The organism is Corynebacterium tuberculostearicum, from assembly GCF_022347235.1.
GTDB lineage: Bacteria > Actinomycetota > Actinomycetes > Mycobacteriales > Mycobacteriaceae > Corynebacterium > Corynebacterium tuberculostearicum_F.
The window spans coordinates 34538-57932 of sequence record NZ_JAKRDX010000010.1 but is presented as its reverse complement, the minus strand read 5'-3'; the positions used below and the strand labels follow the sequence as shown (position 1 = coordinate 57932).

Genomic DNA, 23395 nt, shown 5'->3' with positions numbered 1-23395 from the left:
AGCACACAGGCTATCCCAGGTAGGCGACCGCTGCCACTTGGGCGTTAGTCAGCGCTGCGCCTTTCGCGGGTGACCTCGGCGCGCGCGGCTAGCTTGTCCGCCGCTGGGTAATCAACGGCGACGAGCGAGAGTCCCTTTGCCGGGGCCACGGGGATGCTGGAAGAGCGCTTCGTCTCCTGCAGCAGTGCCGCGGCGAAGTCGGTATCGCGCCGCCCCTCGCCCACGCGCAGGCAACAACCCACCAACGAGCGCACCATCGACCAGCAAAAAGCATCGGCACTCACGCGGGCCTCAAAAAGCTCTGGTTCTTCGGGCGTAGAAACGTCGAGCCAAGAAAATTCCTGCAATTCACGGATGGTCGTGGCGTTCGGCTTGGCCTTACAAAAGGCCGCAAAATCATGCAGGCCCACCAGGGCGGTCGCGGCTTCTTGCATGGCATCGATATCCACCGGTTTAATCCACTCGGCCGTATCCCGCGCACGCGTCGGCAGAGCGCCGCGCGGGTTGGTGGTAATCCGGTAGACGTAGTGTCGCCGCAGCGCCGAAAATCGCGCGTCAAAGCCCGCGGGGGCAAACTCGCACCCGTGTACCCGAACGTCTTCTGGCAGAAGCTTTGCTAGCCGACGCACCAGCTTCCCCGGCTCCCCCGCCACCGAGCGCTGCGCCAGCATCTCAGTGGGAACGTCCACGTGCGCCACCTGGCCACGGGCATGGACGCCGGCATCTGTGCGGCCAGCGACCGTGAGCGGCACCTCCGTGCGCGCAATCATCGCCAGCTTCTCTTCCAATACGCCTTGCACCGTGCGCAGACCGCCCTTCTGCTTGGCCCAGCCATGAAAGTCCGTGCCGTCATAAGCCAAGTCCAAGCGCAGGCGAACGAACCCGTCCGCCGGCCCTTCGGGGGAAGTCGATGCTGCATCTGTCATAGTGGGCTTCATGCTACCGGAGCATCTTCTCCCCACCGGCGCTGGGTCGGCCGTGCAACGCCCCCTTGCTGGGATGCGGACATGAAAAAGCCGCCGCCCTCCCACAGATGGGGAAAGGCGGCGGCGAAGCGCTAGGGCCGAAGGGAAATTACTTCTCCTCGGACTCCTCAGCTGCGGTCTCCTCGGCAGGTGCCTCGGTCTCAGCAGCCTCGTCTGCCTTAGCTTCCTCGGCCTCAGCGGCCTTGGATGCAGCAGCGCGGGTAGCGCGGTTAGCCTCGGAGGTCACGGTCTCCTCGAGAACGAGGGAGATCTGGGACATCGGGGCGTTGTCACCGGCGCGGTTGTCCAGCTTGATGGTGCGGGTGTAGCCACCCTCACGGTTCTCAAACTTCGGGGCAACCTCGTCGAACAGGTAAGAAACAACATCCTTGCGCGGGATGAGCTTCAGGACTGCGCGGCGGTCAGCAATCGTGCCGGACTTAGCCTTGGTGATGATCTTTTCGATGTACGGGCGAAGAACCTTCGCCTTGGCATCGGTGGTCTTGATAGCGCCGTGCTCGATCAGGCTGGCTGCCAAGTTGCTCAGCATGTGAGCCTGCTGCTTGGCGGAGCCGCCGAGACGGGCACCCTTCTTAGGGGTTGGCATTGTGTACTCCTCGTATGCGGTAAAAGTTGAGCGCGCGGCAATTAGGTTATTGCCGCAAGTCAGCGGGGTTCTTTACTCGGAATCCTCGGCAGCCGGATCCTTGAAGTCACCGGTTTCTGCGTCGTAGCCCTCGAGCTGGGTCGGGTCGAAGTCCTCAGGGGTGTCCTTGAGAGCCAGGCCCAGGTTAGCCAGCTTGATCTTTACCTCATTGATCGACTTCTGGCCGAAGTTGCGGATATCCAGCAGGTCGGACTCGGTGCATTCAGCGAGCTCGCCCACGGTGTGGATCTCCTGACGCTTCAGGCAGTTATAAGAGCGGACGGAGAAGTTCAGGTCCTCGATCGGCATGCCATAAGCAGCGATGTACTCGGTCTCCTGCGGGGAGGGTCCGATCTCGATGCCTTCGGCAGCGTTGTTCAGCTCGCGAGCCAAGCCGAAAAGCTCGACCAGGGTGCCGCCGGCGGAAGCCAGGGCGTCGCGTGCAGAAATCGAGTTCTTGGTTTCGACGTCGATGGTCAGCTTGTCAAAGTCGGTGCGCTGCTCAACACGAGTTGCCTCGACCTTGTAGGAGACCTTGAGAACCGGGGAGTAAATCTGGTCGACCGGGATACGGCCGATCTCACCGGAGGTAGGAGCGGCTGGGACATAGCCACGGCCGCGCTCGACGACGAGCTCAATGTCCAGCTTGGCGGTGTCATTCAGGGAAGCGATGTGCAGATCCGGGTTGTGGATCTCCACACCAGCCGGAGGCTGGATATCGCCCGCGGTGACATCGCCCGGGCCTTCCTTGCTCAGGTACATAACAACCGGCTCATCGGAGTCGGAAGAAAGCACCATGCTCTTGATGTTCAAGATGATCTCGGAAACGTCTTCCTTCACACCGTTGATGGTGGTGAACTCGTGGAGAACACCATCAATCTTGATGGAGGTTACCGCTGCACCCGGAATGGAGGACAGCAGGGTACGACGCAGCGAGTTACCGAGGGTGTAGCCAAAGCCCGGCTCGAGCGGTTCGATGACGAACTTGGAACGAGACGAGTCGATGAATTCCTCGGTGAGCTGAGGACGCTGGGAAATGAGCATTGAAATTCTCCTTTTCGGCGACCGCTATTTGACGCCGGTAGAGGGGTAAAAATCTTCGGGATTGAAGATTCCTGGTTATCCGCCAGGCCAATACAGGCCGTGCGGTATAACAGTTTACTTCGAGTAAAGCTCGACGATGAGCTGCTCCTGCAGCGGAATGTCGATCTGAGCGCGCTCGGGCAGCTGGTGCACGAGGATGCGCAGGGTATCAGGAACAACCTGCAGCCATGCCGGTACGTTGGCATCGATGAGGGCGTCCTGAGCATCTTCGAACCATTCCATCTTCTTGGAGCGGTCACGGACATCGATGATGTCGTACTGGGTGACCTTGTAGGAAGGAACGTTGATGTTCTTGCCGTTCACGGTGAAGTGACCGTGGGAGACAAGCTGGCGAGCCTGGCGGCGGGTGCGTGCCAGACCTGCACGGTAAACTACGTTGTCCAGGCGGGACTCGAGCAGGATAACCAGGTTATCGCCGGTCTTGCCCGGGAGGCGGTTAGCCTCTGCGTAGTAGCGACGGAACTGACGCTCCAGCACACCGTAGGTGTACTTTGCCTTCTGCTTCTCCTGGAGCTGCAGCAGGTACTCAGATTCCTTGATGCGGTTGCGGCCAGCCTGTCCCGGTGGGTACGGGCGGCGCTCGAATGCCATATCGCCGCCGACCAAGTCGACGCGAAGACGGCGGGATACGCGGGTAGCGGGGCCAGTGTAACGAGCCATTTTCTTACCTCTTCCTTTCCCTTAAACCTTGCGGCGCTTGGTCGGACGGCAGCCGTTGTGCGGCTGTGGGGTTGCATCCGTGATCGAGGAAACCTCGAGGCCTGCAGCCTGCAGGGAACGGATGGCGGTCTCGCGGCCGGAGCCCGGACCCTTGACGAATACGTCAACCTTCTTCATGCCGTGATCCATTGCCTTGCGTGCAGCGTTCTCGGCTGCCATCTGAGCGGCGAACGGAGTGGACTTACGGGAACCCTTGAAGCCAACGTGGCCGGAGGATGCCCAAGAGATAACAGCACCGGTCTGATCGGTGATCGAGACGATGGTGTTATTGAAGGTGGACTTGATGTATGCGTGGCCGAGGGCCACATTCTTCTTTACGACGCGACGGCCGGAACGGCGCGCGCCGGAACGAGTCTTTGGAGGCATGAATTACTTCTTCTTTCCTGCGATCGTCTTCTTCGGACCCTTACGAGTGCGCGCATTGGTCTTGGTGCGCTGGCCACGTACAGGCAGGCCACGGCGGTGGCGCAGACCCTTGTAGCTTCCGATTTCAATCTTGCGGCGGATATCAGCCTGAACCTGACGGCGGAGGTCACCCTCAACCTTCCAGGTAGCCTCAATTGCGTCACGGAGCGCCGACAGCTGGTCATCATCCAGGTTGTCAGTGCGCAGGTCAGGAGAAATGCCAGTCTTTTCTAGCAGTTCCTTGGCACGGGTTGGACCGATGCCGTAGATGTAGGTGAGAGCGACCTCCATGCGCTTATTGCGGGGGAGGTCAACACCAGCTAGACGTGCCATATGGCGTGTCCTTTCGGGTTGTTACGGCGGTTTTCTCCCCATCCGTCCCGCTCCATGCAACGCTTCGCCCGGACCGTGCCGGGAATCCTTGGGTTGCTTACCAGTGCGGGCTCAGGCCACCGTAGCCTGAGGTGGACAGGGTGAACCTACAGGTTCACCCTTGGGTGAGGAGGCTTACTGTCTTTACTTGTAGCGGTAGACGATGCGTCCGCGGGTCAGGTCATAAGGAGACAGCTCTACAACCACGCGGTCCTCTGGGAGGATGCGAATGTAGTGCTGACGCATCTTGCCAGAAATGTGTGCAAGAACCTTGTGTCCATTGTCGAGCTCGACACGGAACATTGCGTTGGGCAAAGGCTCGATAATGCGGCCTTCTACCTCGATTGCGCCTTCCTTAGCCATAACCTCTACTTTTCTGGCGACGGACAAGTGCGCCGTCACCTGCATGTTTGTTGTCTACTGCGGTGGCGTATCCGCGTCAGCCTCGCTGACGCTATACACCGACTTAACAGCATACGCTGCAGCGACACGTTTTCCAAACCGCTGCGCTTTCCGACGCCCCGCTCACTCGCCCGTCCCTCACCCTAAGCCAGCAGAATCCCCCGAACCGATTCTCCTTCTCGGGAGCCGGTTCGGGGGATGAGGCTTTCGCTTAAGCGCGGGTCTTAGTAGATAAAGACCTTATCGCCAACCTGTACATTATCCCAGTAGCGCTTTGCAGCGTCTGGCGGAAGGTGAACGCAGCCATTGGAATCAACGGCCGGGTCATCCAAGTGGAAGGCGTGACCGTTATTGGTGAAGTAGATGGAGTACGGCATCGGTGCGTTATTGAACTCGCGGGAAATCTCATGCTCTACCTTGCGGGTCACATGGAAAGTACCGCGTGGGGTTTCCTGACCGCGCATGCCGGCGGACATTGCCGGGGACACGTAGGACACCTTGCCGCCATCCTGCAGCCAGGTGCGTCGGCCATTGAGGTCGACACAAACCTTCGCATCGGCCGGGCACGGGCCACGGTCGAACTGGTTAGCACGACGCTGTGCTTCCGCCTTGCGTGCCGCAGCCTCAGAACGAGCCTTCTCAGCAGCGACGCGCTCAGCGTTGGCGCGAGCAGCGGCCTCGCGGGCCTTGCGTGCTTCCTCATTCTTCTGGGCGATCAAGCCTGGGAAGAGGAATTCTACGGCGCCGTCCACAGCGGTCTGAACGCTAGGTGCCAGCTCCGGGGAGAACTTCTCTGCTTGGTCCAGGATCTGGTTACGGGTATTCCAGGCCTGCTCGCGGCTCTGGCCGTAGAAGTTATCCAGCTGCTTCTTTGCCTCAGCGGTGAGCTGGTCCAGTCCGGACTGGGAAGAGAACTGAGCGAGGTCGGAATTTGCCTTGGAGCTGAGCTGATCCAGGTTCGGAATCTCCTGGGCGGAAGCGGCAGGAGCCGCAACGGTGGTGCTCAAGGCCATCACGCCAGCGACTGCGGGCGCTGCAACCGTGGCACGGATCTTGCGGAAGCTAAATTTAGACATGGCTGTGAGTATAAACCTTTCAGGGGCGTATGCCTAGTGCAACAGGCAATATTGGGGAATAAATGTCAGTAGCGGCGGGTAAGAATACGGGGACCATCGGCGGTCGCGGCCACCGTATGCTCCCAGTGAGCGGCAAAGGAGCCATCGAGGGTAACGACCGTCCAGTCATCCTCTAGCACGGCGGAATCCTCTGTGCCCAAAGTTAGCATGGGTTCAATGGCCAGCACAGAGCCTTCTTGGATCAGCGGGCCACGGCCCGGGCGTCCCTCATTGGCCAGGTAAGGATCCTCGTGCATGGTTCGCCCGATGCCGTGACCGCCGTAGCCATCCACGATGAACAGATCCACGCCGAACTTCTGCTCGGCCCGGCGGGTGGCTTGCTCTAGGGCATGGGAGACGTCGGTAAGCAGATTGCCCGGAACCATAGCCTGCATGCCCTCCATAAGGACATACTCGGTGGCCTTGTTGAGGGCCGCGACATCAGCATCCAACTCGCCTACTGCAAAGGACCAGGCACTATCGCCTACCCAACCGTCCAGCGTGGCACCGCAATCGATGGACACCAAGTCGCCTTCTGCCAGGATGGTTTCCTTATCCGGAATGCCGTGCACGATGACGTCATTAACGGAAGCACAAATGGAGCCCGGGAAGCCCTCGTACCCCTTGAAGGTGGGATAGGCGCCGGCATCGCGAATGGTCTGCTCAGCCACCGCATCCAGTTCGAGGGTAGATACGCCAGACGCCGCAGCAGCGCGGACTTCCTGCAGTGCCTTGCCAACAATCTCGCCGGCGGCCTGCATGGCGTCTAGCTCGCCCGGGGTGCGGGCGGGGATGCGCTTACTGCGGCGTCGAAAAGCCATGCTTACTTACCCAGTGCTTCCATCGCACGGGCGTTGATTTCCTCCACGGTGCCTTCGGCCTTGATGGAGATGATGGCATCGCCGTAGTGCTCGATAAGCGGGAAGGTTTCCTCGCGGTAGACACCGAGGCGGGTGCGGATGGTCTCCTCGTTGTCGTCGGCGCGGCCACGGGCCATCATGCGCTCAACCACAACATCCTCAGAGACCTCGAAGTTGAGAACTCCGTCGAGCTTCTCGCCCTTCTTAGCCAGCAGCTCCTCCAAGATGTCTGCTTGCTCGGTGGTACGTGGGAAGCCGTCCAGCAGGAAGCCATTCTTGGCGTCATCCTGGTTAAGGCGGTCCTCGACCATGCGGGCAGTGACGTCGGTAGGTACCAGCTTGCCTGCATCGATGTAGGACTTTGCCTCTACACCCAACGGGGTGCCCTCGCCGATATTGGCGCGGAACAGGTCGCCGGTGGAGATGTGCGGAACGTTTAGCTTCTCGCTGAGGATAGCTGCCTGGGTGCCCTTGCCGGCACCGGGAGGTCCTAGAAGTACAAGACGCATTACTTAAGTAGTCCTTCGTAGTTGGATTGCAGTAGCTGGGACTCGATCTGCTTGACCGTAGTCAAAGCGACGGAGACCATAATCAGGATGGCCGTACCACCAAAGGCGGACGTGCCGCTGGCGGAGGAGCGGCCCACGCCGAGATCCAAGAGGATATTCGGCAGGATGGCAATAACTGCCAGGTACAGGGCGCCCACGCACAGCAGACGGTTCATCACATAACCAAGGTACTCCGCGGTCGGACGGCCCGGGCGAATACCCGGAATAAAGCCGCCGTACTTCTTCATATTATCCGCCTGCTCTGCCGGATCGTACTGAACCGAGACATAGAAGTAAGCGAAGAAGATGGTCAGGACGAAGTACAGCACGATGTACTGCCAGGAGGAAGGTGCCTGCAGGTGCGCGATGACATTGCGCTGCCACCAGTTATCTGGGGTGCCGGGAGAGCCAGAGTTCACAATCTGGGTAATGAGGACCGGCATGTAGATAAGGGAGGAAGCGAAGATGACCGGGATAACGCCGGCCTGGTTGACCTTCAGCGGCAGGTAGGTAGAGGAACCACCGTACTGGCGGCGGCCGACCATGCGCTTTGCGTACTGAACCGGAATGCGGCGCTGGCCCTGCTCGATGAAGGTAATGCCAACAACCAGGATGACCAAGCCGGCTACGACCATGGCGAAGACGAGTCCACCATTGTTCTGCAGGATGCTTACACCATCGGTTGGCAGGCGAGTTGCGATACCAGCGAAGATGAGCAGGGACATACCGTTACCGATGCCCTTTTCGGTGATGAGCTCACCCATCCACATCACCAGCACAGCGCCGGAGGTCATGGTGATGACCAAGACGATGAGGGTAAAGAAGTTACGATCAGCTGCCAGGACCTGTACGCCCTGACCCAGCAGCTGCTCGCGGTCTGCCAGCGCGACAATGCCGGAGGATTGCAGCAACGCCAACGCGAGGGTCAAGTAGCGGGTGTACTGGGTCATCTTGGCCTGACCGGATTGGCCCTCCTTCTTCAATTCCTCAAAGCGGGGAATGACCACGGTCAGCAGCTGCACAATAATCGACGCCGTAATGTACGGCATGATGCCGATGGCGAAGATCGACAGCTGCAGCAGCGCACCACCCGAGAAGAGGTTGATGACGGAGTAAAGGTCACCGGACTGCTCGGTCAACTGGCGCAAGCGGCCAGCAATAGACGCATAGTCAACACCCGGGGACGGGATCTGTGCACCGACGCGGTACGCGATGATCATCACGATGGTGAAGATGATCTTCTTACGTAGGTCGGCATCCTTAAAAGCCTGGACAATGGCGGACACTACAAAATCCTCCTGGCCTACCGCTGCCGAACGCGAAATCTAGGGAGGGTTTCGCATTCATTCACGGAGGTGGAAACTCATCTACCCCTAGGAAACCGCACCCCCCTGCGCCAGAAAGCTTAGGGGAAATTCAGGTTTCCTTCAGGGACGGTTGAACACTTATGACCCCATTACCCTACCAGCCTTGCTCCGCATAGCCACATTAAGCCCCAATAGTGTGACCATGATTGCTTGTCCTTTCGCGCGTTTTGCATCCGGGGTTTACCATGAGGGGGTATTGCGCACACGCAATTCTCCTGAAATATCTCCGACCTCACAGCGCTATGCGCTCCGAGGCCGTTATTGGTGTGAACCAAATGTTTCGAAAGAAGTACTTATGAGCAAGAAATTCACGCCGATGACCGTTGCTGAGATCATCGACGTTTTTGTCCCTAGCCCCAACCCCTTCCGCTGGGAGGCCTTCGATGGGTCCGCGACCGGACCGGAAGACGCCCAGTACAAGGTGACTATTAATAGCCTCGAGGGCCTCTCCTTTATCGCTACCCACCCCGGCGACGTGGGATTTGCGCGAGCTTATGTCACGGACGGCATTACGGTGCATGGCGATCACCCGGCCCACCCCTATGGCATTTTTGACGCGCTGCATGCCATGTATGACAAATTCCAAAAGCCGGACGCCAAGACCCTGGCCCGCGTTGTTCGTTCCCTAGCTTCCATGGGCGCCTTCCAGATCCAGCCGGTCCCTGAGGTGGAGCGCGCTTCCTGGTTGCGCCGCAAGCTACACGACGGCCTTTCCAAGCACTCGAAGCAGCGCGATGCCGATGTCATTTCTGATCACTATGACGTTGGCAATGATTTCTACGAGCTCTTCTTGGGCGATTCGATGACCTACACCTGCGCCTACTACCCTTCCCCGGATGCCACCCTGGAGGAAGCGCAGGAGAATAAGTACCGCCTCATCTTTGACAAGCTGCGCCTCAAGGAAGGCGACCGCCACTTGGATGTGGGCTGCGGCTGGGGCGGCATGGTGCGCTACGCGGCGCGCCGCGGCGTGAAGTCCATCGGCGTCACCCTATCCAAGGAACAGGCCGAGTGGGGCCAGCGCAAGATTGAGGAGGAAGGCCTCCAAGACTTGGCGGAGGTCCGCTTCATGGACTACCGCGATATCACCGAAGAGGGCTTCGATGCCATCTCCGCTATCGGCATTATCGAGCACATTGGCGTAAAGAACTACAACGACTTCTTCAAGTTCCTCCACGGCAAGTTGAAGGTCGGCGGCCTGATGCTCAACCACAACATCACCTACCCGGATAATCACAAGACCCCCAAGGGCGGCTTCATTGACCGCTATATCTTCCCGGACGGCGAGCTCACCGGCTCCGGCAATGTCACCAAGGCGATGCAAGACAATGGCTTCGAAGTCATCCACACCGAGTCCCTCCGCTTTGACTACATGCGGACGCTGCATGACTGGTGCGAGAACCTGAAGGTGAATTGGGACGAGGCCTGCGCAACCGTGGGCCTGCCCACCGCCCGTCTCTATGGCATTTATATGGCCGGATCCGAGTGGGGCTTTGAGCGCAATATCATCAACCTGTATCACTTCCTCGGCGTCAAGCTGGGCGAGGCCGGCTCCCGCGCCGGCGTGCCTGAGCGCCGCTGGTGGAAAGATAGCCGCTTTTAAGGAGGGGTGCCATGACTCTCATTGATAACCTGCGCGATCGCCTCGCCGCCGCCCAGCCGCGGCCGGTGGATGCCATGCCCATTGAGCCGGTGGGATGGGAGGCGCATCAGGAGGGCGTCGATAAGCTGCTGGCAAGCTTCCGTGCCGTCCCGGCCGGAAAGCGCGTGCGCCTAGCCAAGAAGACCTCCAACCTCTTCCGCAGCCGCAGCGAGGAGCAGGAGGGCCTCGATGTGTCCGGCCTTAGCGGCGTCATTGAGGTCGACCCAGTTGCCCGCACGGCCGATGTGCAGGGCATGTGTACCTATGAGGACCTCGTGGATGCCACCCTGCCCCATGGCCTCATGCCCTTCGTCGTCCCGCAGCTTAAGACCATTACCTTGGGCGGTGCGGTTACTGGCATGGGCGTGGAATCCACCAGCTTCCGCAACGGTCTCCCGCACGAGTCCGTGCTGGAAATGGATGTCCTCACCGGCACCGGCGAGATTCTCACCTGCTCCCGCGAAGACAACGTTGATCTCTTCCGCCTGTTCCCCAACTCCTATGGCTCGCTGGGCTATGCGGTGCGCCTCAAGATTGAGCTGGAACCCGTGCCCGCCTATGTAGAGCTGCGCGAAGAGCGTTTCCACACCGTGGAGGAAGCGAGCCGCGTGCTTGCCGACGTCGCCTCTTCCCATACCCACCGCGGCGAGCCCGTCCATGGCCTCGACGGCGTGGTCTTTTCCGAAGACGAGGCCTACCTCGTCTTCGCCCGCTTTACTGATGAGGAGGGTCCAACCTCCGATTACACGCGGGACAAGATTTACTACCGCAGCCTCCAGCACGCCTCGGGCATCCGCCGCGATCGCCTCACCATCCGCGATTACATCTGGCGCTGGGATACCGACTGGTTCTGGTGCTCGCGCGCTTTTGGTGCGCAGAACCCGAAGGTGCGTAAGGTGTGGCCGCGCGAGCTTCGCCGCAGCTCTTTCTACTGGAAGCTGGTCCGCCTCGACCGCAAGTACGAGCTGGAATATAACTTCATCAAAAAGCCGCACGGCAAGCCGCGCGCCGAGCGCGTGGTGCAGGATATTGAGGTCACACCGGAGAACCTGCCGGAATTCCTCCACTGGTTCTTTAACGCCTCCGATATTCAACCGGTGTGGCTGTGCCCCATCCGTCTGCGCGATGGCGTGGACGAGCTCGTAGGCACCGGCGACATTGCCTCTGACTCCGGCGACCCATGGCCCCTCTACCCGCTGCGCCCCGGACAAACCTGGGTCAACGTCGGCTTCTGGTCCGGCGTGGACGGCGACCACGTCGATCCATCCGCGCCGAATAATGGCGCCTTCAACAAAGTTATCGAATCCAAGGTCAACGAGCTAGGCGGGCACAAGTCCCTCTACTCCGAGGCCTTCTATTCCCGGGAGAAGTTCGAAGAGCTCTACGGCGGCAGCCTTCCTTCGACTATTAAGGCGGTTACCGACCCAGATGACCGCTTCCCTGGCCTATACGAAAAGACCGTGGACGAGGCCTAGCCCCCCACCCCGCACGGCCTGATACGCACAGAGGGTGGAACGCCTTTTACAGGCGTTCCACCCTCTTCCTTTGCCCAAATCTAGGGTCTTCGCGCTTTAGTAGGCAGCGGTGATGTTCTCATAGCCGTTGACCTTCAGCGCATCCATGACGCGCTGCACAGCAGCCTCGTCCTTGTCCGGGTTATAGGTCTCCGGGAAGGTCAGGTGGGCAGAGTGATCATCCTTGAACTCAATGTTCATGAACTCGTGGCCAGCCTCCTGGGTAGCAAGTGCCAGCTCGCGCTGCACCGCTAACTTGCCGCTCTGCAGGTTGCCGCCGTTGAAGCCAGGATCTACCTCGGTGGCACCTTCCCCCTCACCGTTGATGACATCTTCCTTGTCACCGGTGATGCGGCCCTTTTCAGCGTGCGCGCCCGGCTGCTGGTCCTTGGTGCCCTGCTCGCCAGTCTCGGCCGGCGCGGTTTGGGTGGTCTCAGCAGGATCAGGCTGCGACAGCTGGTCTTGAGCATCGACCGGGCCGGTAGAGCCGGCAAACGGCATGACGGCAGCAATTGCGGTGGCGAGCAGGGAAGAAACAGACGACATAAGATTCTCCTGAACGTTTGATGATTTTCAACTAAGGGAGACTCTAGCACCCATTAATATAAATCGCTATACCCGGAGCCTTATTTATTAATAAAGGTTTCCTGTCAACTATTTTCAGTACCAATGGCGCGCATAGCCCGGGCGGCACGTTATATAGCAGCACTAGGATGTCTACAAAACGGAAACATCCCCCTGCCCCGCATGTGCGGAGAGGGGGATGAAATCTACCTAGAGGAGATTACTTGGTGTTGGCGGAACCGCCAGCAGCCTCGATCTTCTCTACAGCAGACTTGGAGAACTTGTCAGCGGTGACGTTCAACTTAACGTTGATATCGCCGTTGCCCAGAACCTTGACCGGCTTGTTAGCGCGGACCAGGCCAGCAGCTGCGATGTCAGCAACGGTGATGTCGCCGCCATCTGCGAACTTCTCAGCCAAGTCAGCAACGTTAACTACCTGGTACTCAACATGGTTCGGGTTCTTGAAGCCCTTCAACTTAGGCAGACGCATGTGGATCGGCATCTGGCCACCCTCGAAAGCAGCGGAAACCTGCTTACGAGCACCGGTGCCCTTGGTACCGCGACCAGCGGTCTTACCCTTGGATGCCTCACCGCGGCCGACGCGGGTCTTAGGCTTGTTTGCTCCTGCGGTTGGGCGCAGGTCGTGCAGCTTGATGATATCAGCCATGGTTTACTCCCCTGCCACTTCTTCGACGGTGACCAGGTGGCGAACCTTGTGAACCATACCGCGAACGACCGGGGTGTCCTGCTTGACTACGGACTGACCGATGCGCTTGAGGCCGAGAGCCTCAATGTTCTTGCGGTGGTTCGGCTTGGTGCCCACCAGGCCCTTTACCTGTGTAATCTTCAGAGCCATTGCTTATGCCTCCTGACCTGCGCGCTTGCGCAGCATACGGGCCGGGGTGACCTCTTCGATGGACTTGCCACGACGTGCGGCAACCTCTTCAGGGCGGACCAGCTGCTTGAGGCCGTCCACGGTAGCGCGGACGACGTTGAGTGCGTTGTCGGAGCCCAGGGACTTCGACAGAATGTCCTGCACGCCAGCGCATTCGAGCACTGGACGAGCAGCACCACCAGCGATAACACCGGTACCAGGTGCGGCAGGCTTCATCATGACGATGCCAGCTGCGTCGCGACCCTCAACCGGGTGGGTGATGGTGCCGGCAATCATCGGAACGCGGAAGAAGTTCTTGCGAGCCTCTTCAGCGCCCTTCTGGATTGCGGCCGGGACTTCCTTAGCCTTGCCGTAGCCAACGCCAACCTGACCCTGGCCATCACCGACGACGACGAGGGCGGTGAAGGACATGTTGCGGCCACCCTTAACGGTCTTGGAGACGCGGTTGATGGTCACAACGCGCTCGATGTACTTATCGCGCTCGTTGTCCTGCTGATTACGACGATCGTTGCGGCGGCCGTTGCCACCGCGGTTGTTCTTGTTGTTCTCGGCGGAGCGTCCGCCGTCACGCTGTTCACGGTCCGACATTAGGCGTTCCTTCCGTTGATGTTTCCGTTGACGATGATCATTAGAACTTCAGACCACCTTCACGTGCGGCGTCAGCCAGCGCAGCGACGCGGCCGTGGTACTTGTAGCCTGCGCGGTCAAATACGACGTGCTCGATGCCAGCGGCCTTAGCGCGCTCGGCAACCAGCTCGCCTACCTTGGCAGCCTTGGCCTTCTTATCGCCCTCGAGTGCACGAACGTCCGCCTCCATGGAGGATGCGGAGACCAGGGTGTGGCCTGCCAGGTCATCGATGACCTGGACGTGCATGTGACGGGAGGAGCGGTGAAGAACCAGACGCGGTGCCTCAGGGGTGCCACGCAGGGTCTTACGGATACGGAAGTGACGGCGTGCGCGTGCTTCGCGACGACGAGAGGAAATGTCCTTGCCGACTGGAGTGCGCTTGGTGTTTTCAGTGTTTGCCATTGCTTACTTACCCGTCTTTCCGACCTTGCGACGGATCTGCTCGCCCTCGTAGCGAATACCCTTGCCCTTGTAAGGATCGTCCTTACGCAGACGACGGATATTAGCGGCGATCTGTCCGACTAGTTGCTTGTCAATACCGGTAATGGACAGCTTGGTTGCGCCGTCCACTGCGAAGGTAATTCCCTCCGGAGCCTCGATGAGGATCGGGTGGGAGTAGCCCAGGCTGAATTCCAGGTCCTTACCCTTCTGCTGGACACGGTAGCCGACACCGAAGATTTCCATCTTGATGGTGTAGCCCTCGGTCACGCCAACAACGGCGTTGTTCAGCAGGGAGCGGGACAGACCGTGCAGAGCACGGTGCTTGCGGTGGTCATCAGGGCGGGAGACGGACAGTACGCCGTCTTCCAGGTTGATGGCGATAGGCTCTGGAACGTTAACGCTCTGGGTGCCCTTAGGGCCCTTAACCTCAACGTCTTGGCCGTTGATCTTGATTTCGACGCCGTTCGGTACGGCGATTGGTGCTAGACCGACTCGAGACATGTGTCAAACCTCCCTTTACCAGACGTAGGCGAGAACTTCTCCGCCTACGCCCTTCTCCTCAGCCTGACGGTCAGTCAGCACGCCGTGGGACGTGGAAATGATAGCCACGCCCAGGCCGCCCAAGACCTGTGGCAGTTCGGTGGACTTTGCGTACACACGCAGACCCGGCTTAGACACGCGACGCAGGCCAGACAGGGAGCGCTCGCGGTTGTTGTACTTCAGCTCGAGGGACAGGGTGTGACCCTCGACGGTGTAGTCAGCGATGTAGCCTTCCTGCTTCAAGATGTCAGCAATGTTTGCCTTCAGCTTGGAGGTAGGCATCGACACGGTGTCATGGTGCGCATTACTTGCGTTGCGCACGCGCGACAGCATGTCGGCAATAGGATCAGTCATAGTCATATGAGTGACCGTGTACCTTTCTCGTTGCGGTTCCCGTGCTCACCAAAGCGTTCTCCGTGTGATTTCGGGCTACTCACGCTCCCTACGGTCAATACCGTAAGGCGCTCGCCACCCTTTGATTCAGACAACGGTCCGCTATCTACGGCGAGGGGCCTACAACAAAGTTGATGTTCAGTTCTTGCATCGGCTCGGCGCTTTCTGCAGCTCAGCGCGCCAAAATACGCAATGATTGGGGCACGCTGACGCCTCGGCGCAAGCACGAGGTACTATGCTACGCCATAACCTGCGGTTTTCCAAATAATCTAGCGCCTTCATTAGAGTCGAGACCAGCACGAACGTATATAAGGAGATGGTGATGAGCCAAACACACGAGGACCCCATCCAATCCGCACACGAGTGGCTCGAAGAAGCCGCCCGTCACCTCGGCCTCGATCCTCAGGAGGCAACCGCACTCACCCGCGAGATCCTGGACCTCACCAAGGACGTTGCGCACAATCGCTCCCGCCCCGCGGCCCCACTTACTGCCTTCCTCGTGGGTCTAGCCTCCGGCAACGTAGAGGAAGCCCGCAGCAATATCGATGTCCTGAAGCAGGTGCTGCAGTAATGGCCGGCCGCAAGAACTCCACCTTTGCCGTCACCAAGGTCCGCCTGGGAGATGGCCTGCAGGTCGATACCCGCGCCGATACCGTCGCCGGCGAGGAGCCCCTGGAAATCCGCGCGGGTGGCCAGACCATTACCACCACCATGCGCACCCCCGGCCATGACATTGAGCTGGCGCATGGATTCTTGCATTCAGAGGGCCATATTGCTTCGCTTAGCGACGTCACCGAGGCCCGCTACTGCGCCGGCGCCACCGTCAACGGCATGAATACCTACAACCTGCTCGACATCGATCTGGCGAAGAAGAACGTACTGGATCTGAGCGATCTTCGGTTGACCACCACCAATTCTGCCTGCGGCGTATGCGGCACCTCTTCTATCGAGGCTTTGACTAAGCAGACCCGCTACCCGATTCCGCATATACCAGTGGACCCCTATGTCGTCGCCAAGCTGCCAGACAAGCTCCGAGCCGAGCAGAAGCAATTTAAAAAGACCGGCGGCATTCACGCCGCCGGTGCCTTCACCTTGGACGGTGAACCGGTAGTCATTCGCGAGGATATCGGCCGCCACAATGCTGCGGATAAGGTCATCGGCCACCTCCTATTAGAGGACAAACTCCCCGCCGATGACCTTATTTTGGTGATGAGCTCGCGCGCCAGCTTCGAGCTCGTCCAAAAGGCCGCGATGGCCGGCTTCGGCATGCTCGTTGCCGTGAGCGCCGCCTCCTCCCTAGCGGTGGAAACGGCCCGCGAAACCGGCATGGCGCTCGTCGGCTTCGCTCGCGGCGACCGCTTTAATCTGTATTCCGGCGGGCTCGCCTAGTCGCGGTAGGCCTCCGGCCCACGGTTAAGCCAGGCGTATACGCCGCCAATCAGCAGACCGCCGCCAATCAAATTGCCGATCCACACCAGGATCCAATTGAGCGCCACATTGCCCACAGTCAGGGTTGCAGGCAACGGATCGGATCCAAAGAGGGTGAGACTAAACAGGCAGAAGTTCGCAATTACGTGCTCCAGGCCCAGGCCAACAAAGGCGCCAATAATCGGAATGATGACGAAGAACTTAGAGACAATGTCCTTAGCAAAGATGGCGCCGACGATGCCCATATTGACCACAAAGTTCGCCGCGATTCCCTCTACCAGCATTCCCTGCGGGGACTTGGTCAGCTTCCCCTCAGAAAGGGTGACCAACAGATGCGAAGGATCCATGTCAGCGAATTTTGCGGACATACCCATGATGGCCGCAAAGATGACTGCGCCCACCAGATTGAAGAGAGTCGTGATGAGCAAAAGGTAGAAGGCTTTGCCCCACGAGACCTGCTTATTGCTTGCGGCATAGACCATATACATCATGTTTCCCGTGGCCAGATCTGCGCCCAGAATCAAAATGGCGAAGAGCCCGAGGCCAAAGAATAGAGCAAAGGTCACCGCACCCAAGCCTGGTGCTACACCATTGACGGCTTGGCCAACCACACCAGCAAATGCGGTACCGATGCACAGGTACACGCCGGCCAAGGTGGAGCGCACCGCGAAGCGAGAGAAGGATTCATCCAACAAGGTGACCTTTTTGACAGCTGCCGCCTTGGCAGCATCATTGAGAGACATCTTTTACCTCATTAATTAGAGCGAATTAAATCCTTCTAATCCTATCCTGACCACCTATTTCCGAGCCAATTCCGGGAATGCATACCCCTGCGTTGTAAGCTAGAGCTTTCCTATAACCCTTAATTTCTCTTCGGAGGTCGCATGGATTCCCACTACCGGCCGCGGAGGGAACCGAATCGGCTTCCTACTAACGGGCGCCGGCACGTCCCATCGCGTTCCCAGCACACAGATGCAGATCGCCAATGGCGCCAGACCGAGTCGCGCACCCGTCAACAACAGCGCCGCCGCCCGCCGCGCCGCATTGAGGACACTTCCCTCCCTCGCCAGCGCCGCAAGCCCACCCTGTGGCACCGCATCAAGGAAGCATGGAAATCCTCTGGCATCCTGCGCGTCGTCGTGGGCATCGTTGCCACGGTAGCGATCGCCAGCACCATTAATCGCGTGGTCAATCCGCCCGAAGGATTGGAGACCAACGAGGTCACCGCCCAAGAGGCGCCTGCTATCGACCCTTCCCCCGCGGTAGAGCTGTTCATCCCCGCCATCGAGGTACACGCGGAGTTTGAGGATGGTTCCTGCCGCGTGGTCAATGGCGCTATCAATCCAGACACCATGAATAAGGCTTGTACCTACACTGCCGATGATCGCCCTTACTCGCTGCCAGGCACCACGGCACAAGACATCGTCGTTATCGCCGGACATACCGGGGCGGGCGTGCCGGGCGTATTCAATAATCTCTACGATGGCTCTGCCAATGAGCACAAGGTCCATCTGGGAGACAAGCTCTACGTGCGCACCCAAGACTCCGGGCAGAACTGGCTCATCTATACCGCAACTGACCTGCACGACCCTGATAAGCAGGGGCTTTCTGATGACACCTCTATCTGGGGCGATGGGCCCATGCCCGGCCGCCTGCTCACCATTAGTTGTATCCAACCTGCGAATCCGTTGGAGCCAGCGGTGCGCAACGCGGTCGTGGGATGGCAGTATGAGGGCACCACGCACACAGAGGCCGAAAGCGCTTAAGCCAGGCCCGCGCACGCCAGCGCCTGCGCACCTTTGAATTCAAGGTGCTCGGTAAAACTAGAAAATCCCAACGCCCCTTTCGGGGAGTTGGGATTCTTAGCGCTCTATTTACTTGAACGGGAAGCCGAGCTCGCGCAGGAGCTTGCGGCCCTCGTCGTCGTTAGTAGCGGTGGTAACGACGGTGATGTCCATACCACGAGGGCGATCGATCTTGTCGATGTCGATCTCGTAGAACATGGACTGCTCGGACAGGCCGAAGGTGTAGTTGCCGTGGCCGTCGAACTGCTGATCAGACAGACCGCGGAAGTCACGAATACGTGGCAGCGCGATGGTCAGCAGGCGGTCCAGGAACTCCCACATACGGTCGCCGCGCAGGGTAACGCGTGCGCCGATAGGCATGCCCTCACGAAGCTTGAAGTTCGCGATGGACTTCTTAGCGCGACGCAGCTGCGGCTTCTGACCGGTAATAGCGGTCAGGTCCTCGAGTGCGCCGTTGATGACCTTGGAGTCACGTGCGGCTTCGCCAACACCCATGTTGACAACAACCTTGGTGACACCAGGGATCTGCATGACGTTGTCGTACTTGAACTCGTCATTCAGGGACTTGCGGATTTCCTCGCGGTAGCGAGTCTTCAGACGCGGGGTGTAGTTCTCGCTCATTTTTAGATGTCCTTCCCGTTGCTACGCGCGATACGGACCTTCTTGCCGTTCTCGTCGAAACGGTAGCCCACGCGGGTCGGGTTGCCTTCGGAGTCAACGATCGCAACGTTGGACACGTGGATCGGAGCTTCCTGGGTAACGATTCCGCCGGACTCGGCGCCACGCTCGGTAGCGGAGTTAGCGACGTGCTTCTTGATGCGGTTAACGCCCTCAACGAGGACCTTGTCACGCTTTGGGTATGCCTCGATGACCTTGCCCTTCGCGCCCTTATCTGGGCCCGAAATGACAATCACCATATCTCCCTTATGGATCTTCATAAGACTAGATCACCTCCGGTGCGAGAGAAACGATCTTCATGAAACGCTTGTCACGAAGTTCGCGAGCAACCGGTCCGAAGATACGGGTACCACGGGGCTCGCTATCGCCCTTGAGAACAACTGCAGCGTTCTCGTCGAAGCGAATGTAGGAGCCGTCCGGACGACGGGTCTCCTTCTTGGCGCGGACGATAACGGCCTTAACTACGTCGCCTTCCTTGACGTTGCCGCCTGGAACGGCGTCCTTGACAGTCGCGACGATAACGTCGCCGATGCCAGCGGAGCGTCGGACAGAGCCGCCGAGAACGCGGATGCACAGCAGTTCACGTGCACCAGAGTTGTCGGCGACGCGCAGACGCGATTCTTGCTGAATCACTATGGGTCTCCTGACCTGGATTGATGTGCGGTAAGATTTCCGTCCTTGCCGCACGCGGTCTACAAACTTGCGATGCTCAAGCCTTGACAACGGACTGTGCCGAAGGGTCTCGGACCGGCGGTTCGGAAACGCACCGCTACGGGCCGACCAGCTTTTGCAACCTATACATTCAACCACACGCCAGCGCCCATACCAAAACACCGCTTAGCGCTTGCCGACGCCCCCTCTCTTCCCAAATTATTTTCGCCAACACCCCCGCCTACCCCCCTTGGCCCCTAATTTCGAATGCAGTGGCACGCACGCTTGGCGAAGTTGACCGCATTATCTGCACATTCGCCCAACACCCTAGTAGTTCTTAGTGCAATTTCAGCCGCACACCCGTTCCATTTTGCCAGGCTCCCTACATCTGTAACGCATGAAAATCACAGTTGCCTAATGTTTCTAGCGTGACAACTGTGAATCTTGTGACTATCGTGATTGGCGTCGAGAACGACTCATATCTTTTGGCGCGTACCTCCACCGGATGCGCGTAACAACACATTCCCTTAAGGAGAACCACATGAAGCGTTTGCCACAGACTCTGACCGCTGCAGCACTGACCGGCGCTCTCGCCTTCGGCGGCGCAGCTGTTGCCCAGGCTCAGGACGCAACCCCGGCTGACCAGTCAGCACCTACTGCCGACGCTGTTGATACCGCAGATGCAACTAACGGCACCGCAGAGGCCGCTCCCGAGAACACTGCAGATGAAACTGCAGATGCCGCAGCCACCAATGCCGACGAGACCGATGGCGCCGAGGACAACACTGCTGAGAACACCGCTACCAACAAGCCAGTTGAGCGCCCTGACACCATCGAATTTGAAGGCAAGACTTGGTACAAGCACATCGACGGCATCAACTACGTTGACAGCCCTGATTTGGCAAAGAGGATGGGCGCGGATCTGGAGGGCCACCGACTGACCAATGAGCAGTTGAAGGCCGCAATGGTTTATCCAGAATCTGAGCCGCAGGCTCCGGAGAAGCCAGAGTTCGACAAGAAGAAGCTGGCTTGGTTGGCTCTTCCGGCTGCCCTGGTTATCGGTGGCATCACCTGGTACCTGTCCCAGGACGGCAAGACCTACGTCAAGGACGAGGCACGCAAGGGCCAGGAGCCAACCGCTGAGGAGAAGGCTGCTTCCGAGCAGATGCTGAACGCCAACAAGGATGAGGTTATTGCTCAGGGCGGCAAGCTGGCTGAGGGCGACGCCGCACAGGCTGGCGCACCGGCTGCACCGGCTGCTGGCGAGGGCACCGATTCCGTTCGCGGCATGGCTGCTGAGACCGGATCCAACTCCGTTGCACAGGCTCTGGCTGCTCTGGCCGTAGCTGCAATGGTTGCTGCTGGCGCCTTCGCTGCGCGCCGCAAGTTCTTCGCTTAAGAAAGAACTCCCCTACTGAGTAGGGTCTGGAACTGAGACTGGCTGTGCCGGTCGGACTTCGGTCCGGCCGGCACAGCTTTTTGTATGCCTGACTAAAACTGCGTTCACGCAGAATCAAGGGCCCATCCGATTTAAGGCCGATCTGATCAGGCTTAATTGAGGTAGAAAAAGCCGATCTGAGGAGTGGTTTTCCTCAGATCGGCCTGATCACTATGGACCTAATCGGATGGCCCTAAGATGATGGGCCCGAGAGCGCACCGTTGGCTTTTAAAGGATGCGCATTAAGACGCGGATTCGGAAGCCGGCGAGGCTGTCTGTGCAGGTACTGCGGCGGGCTTAGGGTCCACGGTAAAGATGTCGGTGCCGGAGCCAATGAGCTCGCCGGGGCGGAAGGCCTCGGTAGGAATAACAGGGCCGGTCTTCTTGGAGTTGGAGACCACCACCGGGGTGGTTACCGGAAGGCCGGCGGCCTTGATGGCATCGATATCGAATTCGGCAAGGACATCGCCTCGCTTGACTTCATCGCCCTTGGTGACGTGGGAGGTGAAGTGTTCGCCTTTGAGGTTTACCGTATCGAAACCAATGTGCATGAGGATATCGATATTTCCCACCGCCGGGTCCTTGGTGCGGATGGCGTAGGCGTGATGAGAGGAGAAGGTGACGGTGATTTTGCCGTCGGCAGGCGCAACCAGCTTGCCCACGGTCGGCTCGATTGCCACACCCTGGCCCAGCTTGCCGCCGGCAAACATGGGGTCGCTGACCTGAGACAGTGGTACGGCGGTGCCCTCCAGCGGGGAGAAGATGGTGCATGCATCGTCGGCAGCTACCGCGGCCGGGGTGGCAGCGGCGGCCTGCTCCTCGGCTGCGGGAGGGTTGACCTCATCCGGGTCGATAGAGCCATTCTTACGAATGAGCACCCGCCCGTAGAGGTAAGCGCCCACAAAGGCGACTACGAAGGAGATAACGCCGCACAACAGGAAGGTCGGGACGAAGCGTGGGACGGAGACGAAGCCGATGAAGCCGGCGGCACCGAGGGCGTCGGCAAGCACGCCAAAGATGGCGATGAAAGCAGAGGCAATAGCAGATGCTGCCATGCCGATATAGAACGGCCAGCGCAGGCGGAGGTTCACGCCGAAAATGGCAGGCTCGGTAATGCCAAAGAGGGCAGAAATACCGGACGCACCGGCCAGGCCCTTGAGCTTTTCGGAGCGGGCCAGGAAGTACACGGCGAGCGCGACGCCACCCTGGGCAATATTGGCCATGGAGGCAATCGGGAAGACGAAGGAGCCGCCCTCGTTCCACAGCATCGTCTCAATCGGCGGGAAGGATTGGTGCAGGCCGGTAATCACAATCGGCGAGTAGACGAGGCCGAAGAGGAAGCCAGCGACGGGACCGGCAAAGTCATAGAGGTTGGCCAGGCCCATGCCCAGCCACTCACCGGCCGTGCGCAGGATGGGACCCAAGCCCATGAAGGTCAGGAAGCCAGTAATCAACAGGGTGAGCAGTGGGGTGAGCATGAAGTCCACCGTGCCCTTGAGGTGTTTGTGCAGGAATTTCTCTAAGGTGGCGAGAATCCACGAAATCACCAGGATGGGCAGGATGGAGCCCTGGTAGCCGGCCTGGGCGACGTCGAAGCCGAAGATGTTCCAGTAGGACATCTCACCGTTTTCAATCGCCTCGGCCACGCTGTAGCCGTTGACCAAATCGGGCATGACCATCGCCATGGCCATACCGGCGCCGAGGAACTCGTTTCCGCCGAAGCGCTTCGTCGCGGTAAAGCCGACGAGGATGGGCAGGAAGGCAAACGGCGCAGAGGCGAGCAGGTTCACTAGGCCGGCAAAGCCTTCCCAGGCGGGGAACATCTGGATGAGGGATTGGTCACCAAAGAGCCCTTCGGCCGTCAAGACGTTGTTGAGCGCCATGAGCAGACCGCCGCCAAGCAAGATCGGGATGAGCGGAACGAAGATATCCGCAAGCACCTTGACCGCACGGCTGAACCAATTGCCGGATTCGGCAGCGATGTCTTTCAGGCGGTCGGTGGATACGGCCACGTCCTTAGAAATGAGGCTGGTCATTTCCTGGAAGACGATATTGACGTCGCCGGGGCCGACGATGACCTGGAACATGCCGCCGGCCTCAAAGGTGCCCTTGAGGTCGGGGTCATTATCCAACGCGGCGGTGTCTACCTTGTCAGAATCTTGCAGCACCATGCGCAGGCGCGTGGCGCAGTGCGCGAGTGCGATGATGTTGTCTTCGCCGCCCAGTGCTTTTAGCGTGCGGGCGGCTACTTCCTTGTGATCCATAGAAGAGCCC

The 23395-nt window shown here is 59.3% G+C and carries 29 protein-coding genes; 6 read left to right on the top strand and 23 right to left on the bottom strand.

The window, feature by feature from the left end:
• Nucleotides 1–44 precede the first annotated feature (44 nt).
• The 11 genes from truA to secY all read right to left on the bottom strand — a co-directional run bounded on the left by truA (nt 45) and on the right by secY (nt 8423).
• Complete coding sequence (gene truA, locus MHK09_RS06990; protein ID WP_436232105.1) at nt 45–938, bottom strand: tRNA pseudouridine(38-40) synthase TruA; 894 nt, start codon at nt 936–938, stop codon at nt 45–47.
• A gap of 136 nt (nt 939–1074) precedes the next feature.
• The gene (rplQ, locus tag MHK09_RS06985) at nt 1075–1572 is read right to left on the bottom strand and encodes a 50S ribosomal protein L17 (protein WP_005322759.1); all 498 of its coding nucleotides are present in this window, start codon (nt 1570–1572) and stop codon (nt 1075–1077) included.
• A 72-nt stretch (nt 1573–1644) separates the two neighbouring features.
• Nucleotides 1645–2655 carry a DNA-directed RNA polymerase subunit alpha gene (locus MHK09_RS06980; protein WP_005322760.1) on the bottom strand — a complete coding sequence of 337 codons (1011 nt, stop codon included), beginning with the start codon at nt 2653–2655 and terminating at the stop codon, nt 1645–1647.
• A gap of 114 nt (nt 2656–2769) precedes the next feature.
• On the bottom strand, nt 2770–3375 hold the full coding sequence (rpsD, locus tag MHK09_RS06975) for a 30S ribosomal protein S4 (protein ID WP_005322762.1): 606 nt from the start codon (nt 3373–3375) through the stop codon (nt 2770–2772).
• A 21-nt stretch (nt 3376–3396) separates the two neighbouring features.
• The gene (gene rpsK / locus MHK09_RS06970; protein WP_005322764.1) at nt 3397–3801 is read right to left on the bottom strand and encodes a 30S ribosomal protein S11; all 405 of its coding nucleotides are present in this window, start codon (nt 3799–3801) and stop codon (nt 3397–3399) included.
• A 3-nt stretch (nt 3802–3804) separates the two neighbouring features.
• Complete coding sequence (rpsM, locus tag MHK09_RS06965; RefSeq protein WP_005322765.1) at nt 3805–4173, bottom strand: 30S ribosomal protein S13; 369 nt, start codon at nt 4171–4173, stop codon at nt 3805–3807.
• 183 nt (nt 4174–4356) lie between these two features.
• Nucleotides 4357–4575, bottom strand: coding sequence for a translation initiation factor IF-1 (infA, locus tag MHK09_RS06960; protein ID WP_004566852.1), 219 nt, complete (start codon nt 4573–4575; stop codon nt 4357–4359).
• Nucleotides 4576–4838: 263 nt separating this feature from the next.
• Nucleotides 4839–5690 carry a L,D-transpeptidase gene (locus tag MHK09_RS06955; protein ID WP_005328012.1) on the bottom strand — a complete coding sequence of 284 codons (852 nt, stop codon included), beginning with the start codon at nt 5688–5690 and terminating at the stop codon, nt 4839–4841.
• A 65-nt stretch (nt 5691–5755) separates the two neighbouring features.
• A complete protein-coding gene (map, locus tag MHK09_RS06950; protein WP_005322768.1) occupies nt 5756–6550 on the bottom strand; it encodes a type I methionyl aminopeptidase in 795 nt (264 codons plus the stop codon).
• Nucleotides 6551–6552: 2 nt separating this feature from the next.
• Nucleotides 6553–7098 carry an adenylate kinase gene (locus tag MHK09_RS06945; RefSeq protein WP_005322769.1) on the bottom strand — a complete coding sequence of 182 codons (546 nt, stop codon included), beginning with the start codon at nt 7096–7098 and terminating at the stop codon, nt 6553–6555.
• On the bottom strand, nt 7098–8423 hold the full coding sequence (gene secY / locus MHK09_RS06940; protein ID WP_005322770.1) for a preprotein translocase subunit SecY: 1326 nt from the start codon (nt 8421–8423) through the stop codon (nt 7098–7100). The genes MHK09_RS06945 and secY overlap by 1 nt, the downstream gene beginning before the upstream one ends.
• Before the next feature lie 376 nt (nt 8424–8799).
• Here secY and MHK09_RS06935 point away from each other — a divergent pair, with 376 nt between their 5' ends.
• Nucleotides 8800–10107 (top strand): class I SAM-dependent methyltransferase, encoded by a 1308-nt coding sequence (locus MHK09_RS06935; protein ID WP_200436223.1) that lies wholly within the window; start codon nt 8800–8802, stop codon nt 10105–10107.
• Between the two features lie 11 nt (nt 10108–10118).
• On the top strand, nt 10119–11621 hold the full coding sequence (locus tag MHK09_RS06930) for an FAD-binding oxidoreductase (protein WP_250413074.1): 1503 nt from the start codon (nt 10119–10121) through the stop codon (nt 11619–11621).
• A gap of 96 nt (nt 11622–11717) precedes the next feature.
• On the opposite strand, the gene MHK09_RS06925 is transcribed toward MHK09_RS06930, so the two are convergent.
• From MHK09_RS06925 to rpsH, 7 genes are all read right to left on the bottom strand, one after another.
• Nucleotides 11718–12206 (bottom strand): hypothetical protein, encoded by a 489-nt coding sequence (locus MHK09_RS06925; RefSeq protein WP_005322775.1) that lies wholly within the window; start codon nt 12204–12206, stop codon nt 11718–11720.
• A 238-nt stretch (nt 12207–12444) separates the two neighbouring features.
• Nucleotides 12445–12891 (bottom strand): 50S ribosomal protein L15, encoded by a 447-nt coding sequence (rplO, locus tag MHK09_RS06920; RefSeq protein WP_005322777.1) that lies wholly within the window; start codon nt 12889–12891, stop codon nt 12445–12447.
• Nucleotides 12892–12894: 3 nt separating this feature from the next.
• The gene (rpmD, locus tag MHK09_RS06915) at nt 12895–13080 is read right to left on the bottom strand and encodes a 50S ribosomal protein L30 (protein ID WP_005322779.1); all 186 of its coding nucleotides are present in this window, start codon (nt 13078–13080) and stop codon (nt 12895–12897) included.
• 3 nt (nt 13081–13083) lie between these two features.
• Nucleotides 13084–13707, bottom strand: a complete 624-nt coding sequence (gene rpsE / locus MHK09_RS06910) for a 30S ribosomal protein S5 (protein ID WP_005322780.1) — start codon at nt 13705–13707, stop codon at nt 13084–13086.
• Between the two features lie 40 nt (nt 13708–13747).
• The gene (rplR, locus tag MHK09_RS06905) at nt 13748–14149 is read right to left on the bottom strand and encodes a 50S ribosomal protein L18 (protein WP_005322788.1); all 402 of its coding nucleotides are present in this window, start codon (nt 14147–14149) and stop codon (nt 13748–13750) included.
• A 3-nt stretch (nt 14150–14152) separates the two neighbouring features.
• Nucleotides 14153–14689 carry a 50S ribosomal protein L6 gene (rplF, locus tag MHK09_RS06900; protein WP_005322792.1) on the bottom strand — a complete coding sequence of 179 codons (537 nt, stop codon included), beginning with the start codon at nt 14687–14689 and terminating at the stop codon, nt 14153–14155.
• Between the two features lie 15 nt (nt 14690–14704).
• Entirely contained in the window at nt 14705–15088 is a 384-nt protein-coding gene (gene rpsH / locus MHK09_RS06895) for a 30S ribosomal protein S8 (protein ID WP_005322799.1), read from the bottom strand.
• Nucleotides 15089–15443: 355 nt separating this feature from the next.
• Between rpsH and MHK09_RS06890 the strand changes: the two genes are divergently transcribed.
• Together MHK09_RS06890 and fdhD are read left to right on the top strand one after the other, a co-directional pair.
• Nucleotides 15444–15692, top strand: coding sequence for a DUF6457 domain-containing protein (locus MHK09_RS06890; RefSeq protein WP_250413073.1), 249 nt, complete (start codon nt 15444–15446; stop codon nt 15690–15692).
• Complete coding sequence (gene fdhD / locus MHK09_RS06885) at nt 15692–16510, top strand: formate dehydrogenase accessory sulfurtransferase FdhD (RefSeq protein ID WP_250413072.1); 819 nt, start codon at nt 15692–15694, stop codon at nt 16508–16510. Before MHK09_RS06890 ends, fdhD begins: the two co-directional genes overlap by 1 nt.
• On the opposite strand, the gene MHK09_RS06880 is transcribed toward fdhD, so the two are convergent.
• Nucleotides 16507–17292, bottom strand: a complete 786-nt coding sequence (locus MHK09_RS06880) for a formate/nitrite transporter family protein (RefSeq protein ID WP_179387384.1) — start codon at nt 17290–17292, stop codon at nt 16507–16509. The two genes, fdhD and MHK09_RS06880, sit on opposite strands and share 4 nt — an antisense overlap.
• Before the next feature lie 141 nt (nt 17293–17433).
• Between MHK09_RS06880 and MHK09_RS06875 the strand changes: the two genes are divergently transcribed.
• Nucleotides 17434–18315 carry a sortase family protein gene (locus MHK09_RS06875; RefSeq protein ID WP_250413071.1) on the top strand — a complete coding sequence of 294 codons (882 nt, stop codon included), beginning with the start codon at nt 17434–17436 and terminating at the stop codon, nt 18313–18315.
• A 108-nt stretch (nt 18316–18423) separates the two neighbouring features.
• Here the strand turns inward: MHK09_RS06875 and rplE are convergent, their stop codons facing one another.
• The 3 genes from rplE to rplN are packed head-to-tail and all read right to left on the bottom strand — an operon-like array spanning nt 18424 to nt 19665.
• Entirely contained in the window at nt 18424–18975 is a 552-nt protein-coding gene (gene rplE / locus MHK09_RS06870) for a 50S ribosomal protein L5 (RefSeq protein WP_005322808.1), read from the bottom strand.
• A 2-nt stretch (nt 18976–18977) separates the two neighbouring features.
• Nucleotides 18978–19292 carry a 50S ribosomal protein L24 gene (gene rplX / locus MHK09_RS06865; protein WP_005322810.1) on the bottom strand — a complete coding sequence of 105 codons (315 nt, stop codon included), beginning with the start codon at nt 19290–19292 and terminating at the stop codon, nt 18978–18980.
• Nucleotides 19293–19296: 4 nt separating this feature from the next.
• A complete protein-coding gene (rplN, locus tag MHK09_RS06860) occupies nt 19297–19665 on the bottom strand; it encodes a 50S ribosomal protein L14 (RefSeq protein ID WP_005322812.1) in 369 nt (122 codons plus the stop codon).
• 559 nt (nt 19666–20224) lie between these two features.
• Between rplN and MHK09_RS06855 the strand changes: the two genes are divergently transcribed.
• On the top strand, nt 20225–21082 hold the full coding sequence (locus MHK09_RS06855) for a hypothetical protein (protein WP_250413070.1): 858 nt from the start codon (nt 20225–20227) through the stop codon (nt 21080–21082).
• A 281-nt stretch (nt 21083–21363) separates the two neighbouring features.
• On the opposite strand, the gene MHK09_RS06850 is transcribed toward MHK09_RS06855, so the two are convergent.
• Nucleotides 21364–23385, bottom strand: a complete 2022-nt coding sequence (locus MHK09_RS06850; protein ID WP_005322819.1) for a sucrose-specific PTS transporter subunit IIBC — start codon at nt 23383–23385, stop codon at nt 21364–21366.
• Nucleotides 23386–23395 lie beyond the last annotated feature (10 nt).

Coding starts and splice junctions, on each gene's coding strand:
- truA (WP_436232105.1), bottom strand. CDS start 938: ATGAAGCCCACTATGACAGATGCAGCATCGACTTCCCCCGAAGGGCCG.
- rplQ (WP_005322759.1), bottom strand. CDS start 1,572: ATGCCAACCCCTAAGAAGGGTGCCCGTCTCGGCGGCTCCGCCAAGCAG.
- MHK09_RS06980 (WP_005322760.1), bottom strand. CDS start 2,655: ATGCTCATTTCCCAGCGTCCTCAGCTCACCGAGGAATTCATCGACTCG.
- rpsD (WP_005322762.1), bottom strand. CDS start 3,375: ATGGCTCGTTACACTGGCCCCGCTACCCGCGTATCCCGCCGTCTTCGC.
- rpsK (WP_005322764.1), bottom strand. CDS start 3,801: ATGCCTCCAAAGACTCGTTCCGGCGCGCGCCGTTCCGGCCGTCGCGTC.
- rpsM (WP_005322765.1), bottom strand. CDS start 4,173: ATGGCACGTCTAGCTGGTGTTGACCTCCCCCGCAATAAGCGCATGGAG.
- infA (WP_004566852.1), bottom strand. CDS start 4,575: ATGGCTAAGGAAGGCGCAATCGAGGTAGAAGGCCGCATTATCGAGCCT.
- MHK09_RS06955 (WP_005328012.1), bottom strand. CDS start 5,690: ATGTCTAAATTTAGCTTCCGCAAGATCCGTGCCACGGTTGCAGCGCCC.
- map (WP_005322768.1), bottom strand. CDS start 6,550: ATGGCTTTTCGACGCCGCAGTAAGCGCATCCCCGCCCGCACCCCGGGC.
- MHK09_RS06945 (WP_005322769.1), bottom strand. CDS start 7,098: ATGCGTCTTGTACTTCTAGGACCTCCCGGTGCCGGCAAGGGCACCCAG.
- MHK09_RS06935 (WP_200436223.1), top strand. CDS start 8,800: ATGAGCAAGAAATTCACGCCGATGACCGTTGCTGAGATCATCGACGTT.
- MHK09_RS06930 (WP_250413074.1), top strand. CDS start 10,119: ATGACTCTCATTGATAACCTGCGCGATCGCCTCGCCGCCGCCCAGCCG.
- MHK09_RS06925 (WP_005322775.1), bottom strand. CDS start 12,206: ATGTCGTCTGTTTCTTCCCTGCTCGCCACCGCAATTGCTGCCGTCATG.
- rplO (WP_005322777.1), bottom strand. CDS start 12,891: ATGGCTGATATCATCAAGCTGCACGACCTGCGCCCAACCGCAGGAGCA.
- rpmD (WP_005322779.1), bottom strand. CDS start 13,080: ATGGCTCTGAAGATTACACAGGTAAAGGGCCTGGTGGGCACCAAGCCG.
- rpsE (WP_005322780.1), bottom strand. CDS start 13,707: ATGTCGGACCGTGAACAGCGTGACGGCGGACGCTCCGCCGAGAACAAC.
- rplR (WP_005322788.1), bottom strand. CDS start 14,149: ATGGCAAACACTGAAAACACCAAGCGCACTCCAGTCGGCAAGGACATT.
- rplF (WP_005322792.1), bottom strand. CDS start 14,689: ATGTCTCGAGTCGGTCTAGCACCAATCGCCGTACCGAACGGCGTCGAA.
- rpsH (WP_005322799.1), bottom strand. CDS start 15,088: ATGACTATGACTGATCCTATTGCCGACATGCTGTCGCGCGTGCGCAAC.
- MHK09_RS06890 (WP_250413073.1), top strand. CDS start 15,444: ATGAGCCAAACACACGAGGACCCCATCCAATCCGCACACGAGTGGCTC.
- fdhD (WP_250413072.1), top strand. CDS start 15,692: ATGGCCGGCCGCAAGAACTCCACCTTTGCCGTCACCAAGGTCCGCCTG.
- MHK09_RS06880 (WP_179387384.1), bottom strand. CDS start 17,292: ATGTCTCTCAATGATGCTGCCAAGGCGGCAGCTGTCAAAAAGGTCACC.
- MHK09_RS06875 (WP_250413071.1), top strand. CDS start 17,434: ATGGATTCCCACTACCGGCCGCGGAGGGAACCGAATCGGCTTCCTACT.
- rplE (WP_005322808.1), bottom strand. CDS start 18,975: ATGAGCGAGAACTACACCCCGCGTCTGAAGACTCGCTACCGCGAGGAA.
- rplX (WP_005322810.1), bottom strand. CDS start 19,292: ATGAAGATCCATAAGGGAGATATGGTGATTGTCATTTCGGGCCCAGAT.
- MHK09_RS06855 (WP_250413070.1), top strand. CDS start 20,225: ATGAAGCGTTTGCCACAGACTCTGACCGCTGCAGCACTGACCGGCGCT.
- MHK09_RS06850 (WP_005322819.1), bottom strand. CDS start 23,385: ATGGATCACAAGGAAGTAGCCGCCCGCACGCTAAAAGCACTGGGCGGC.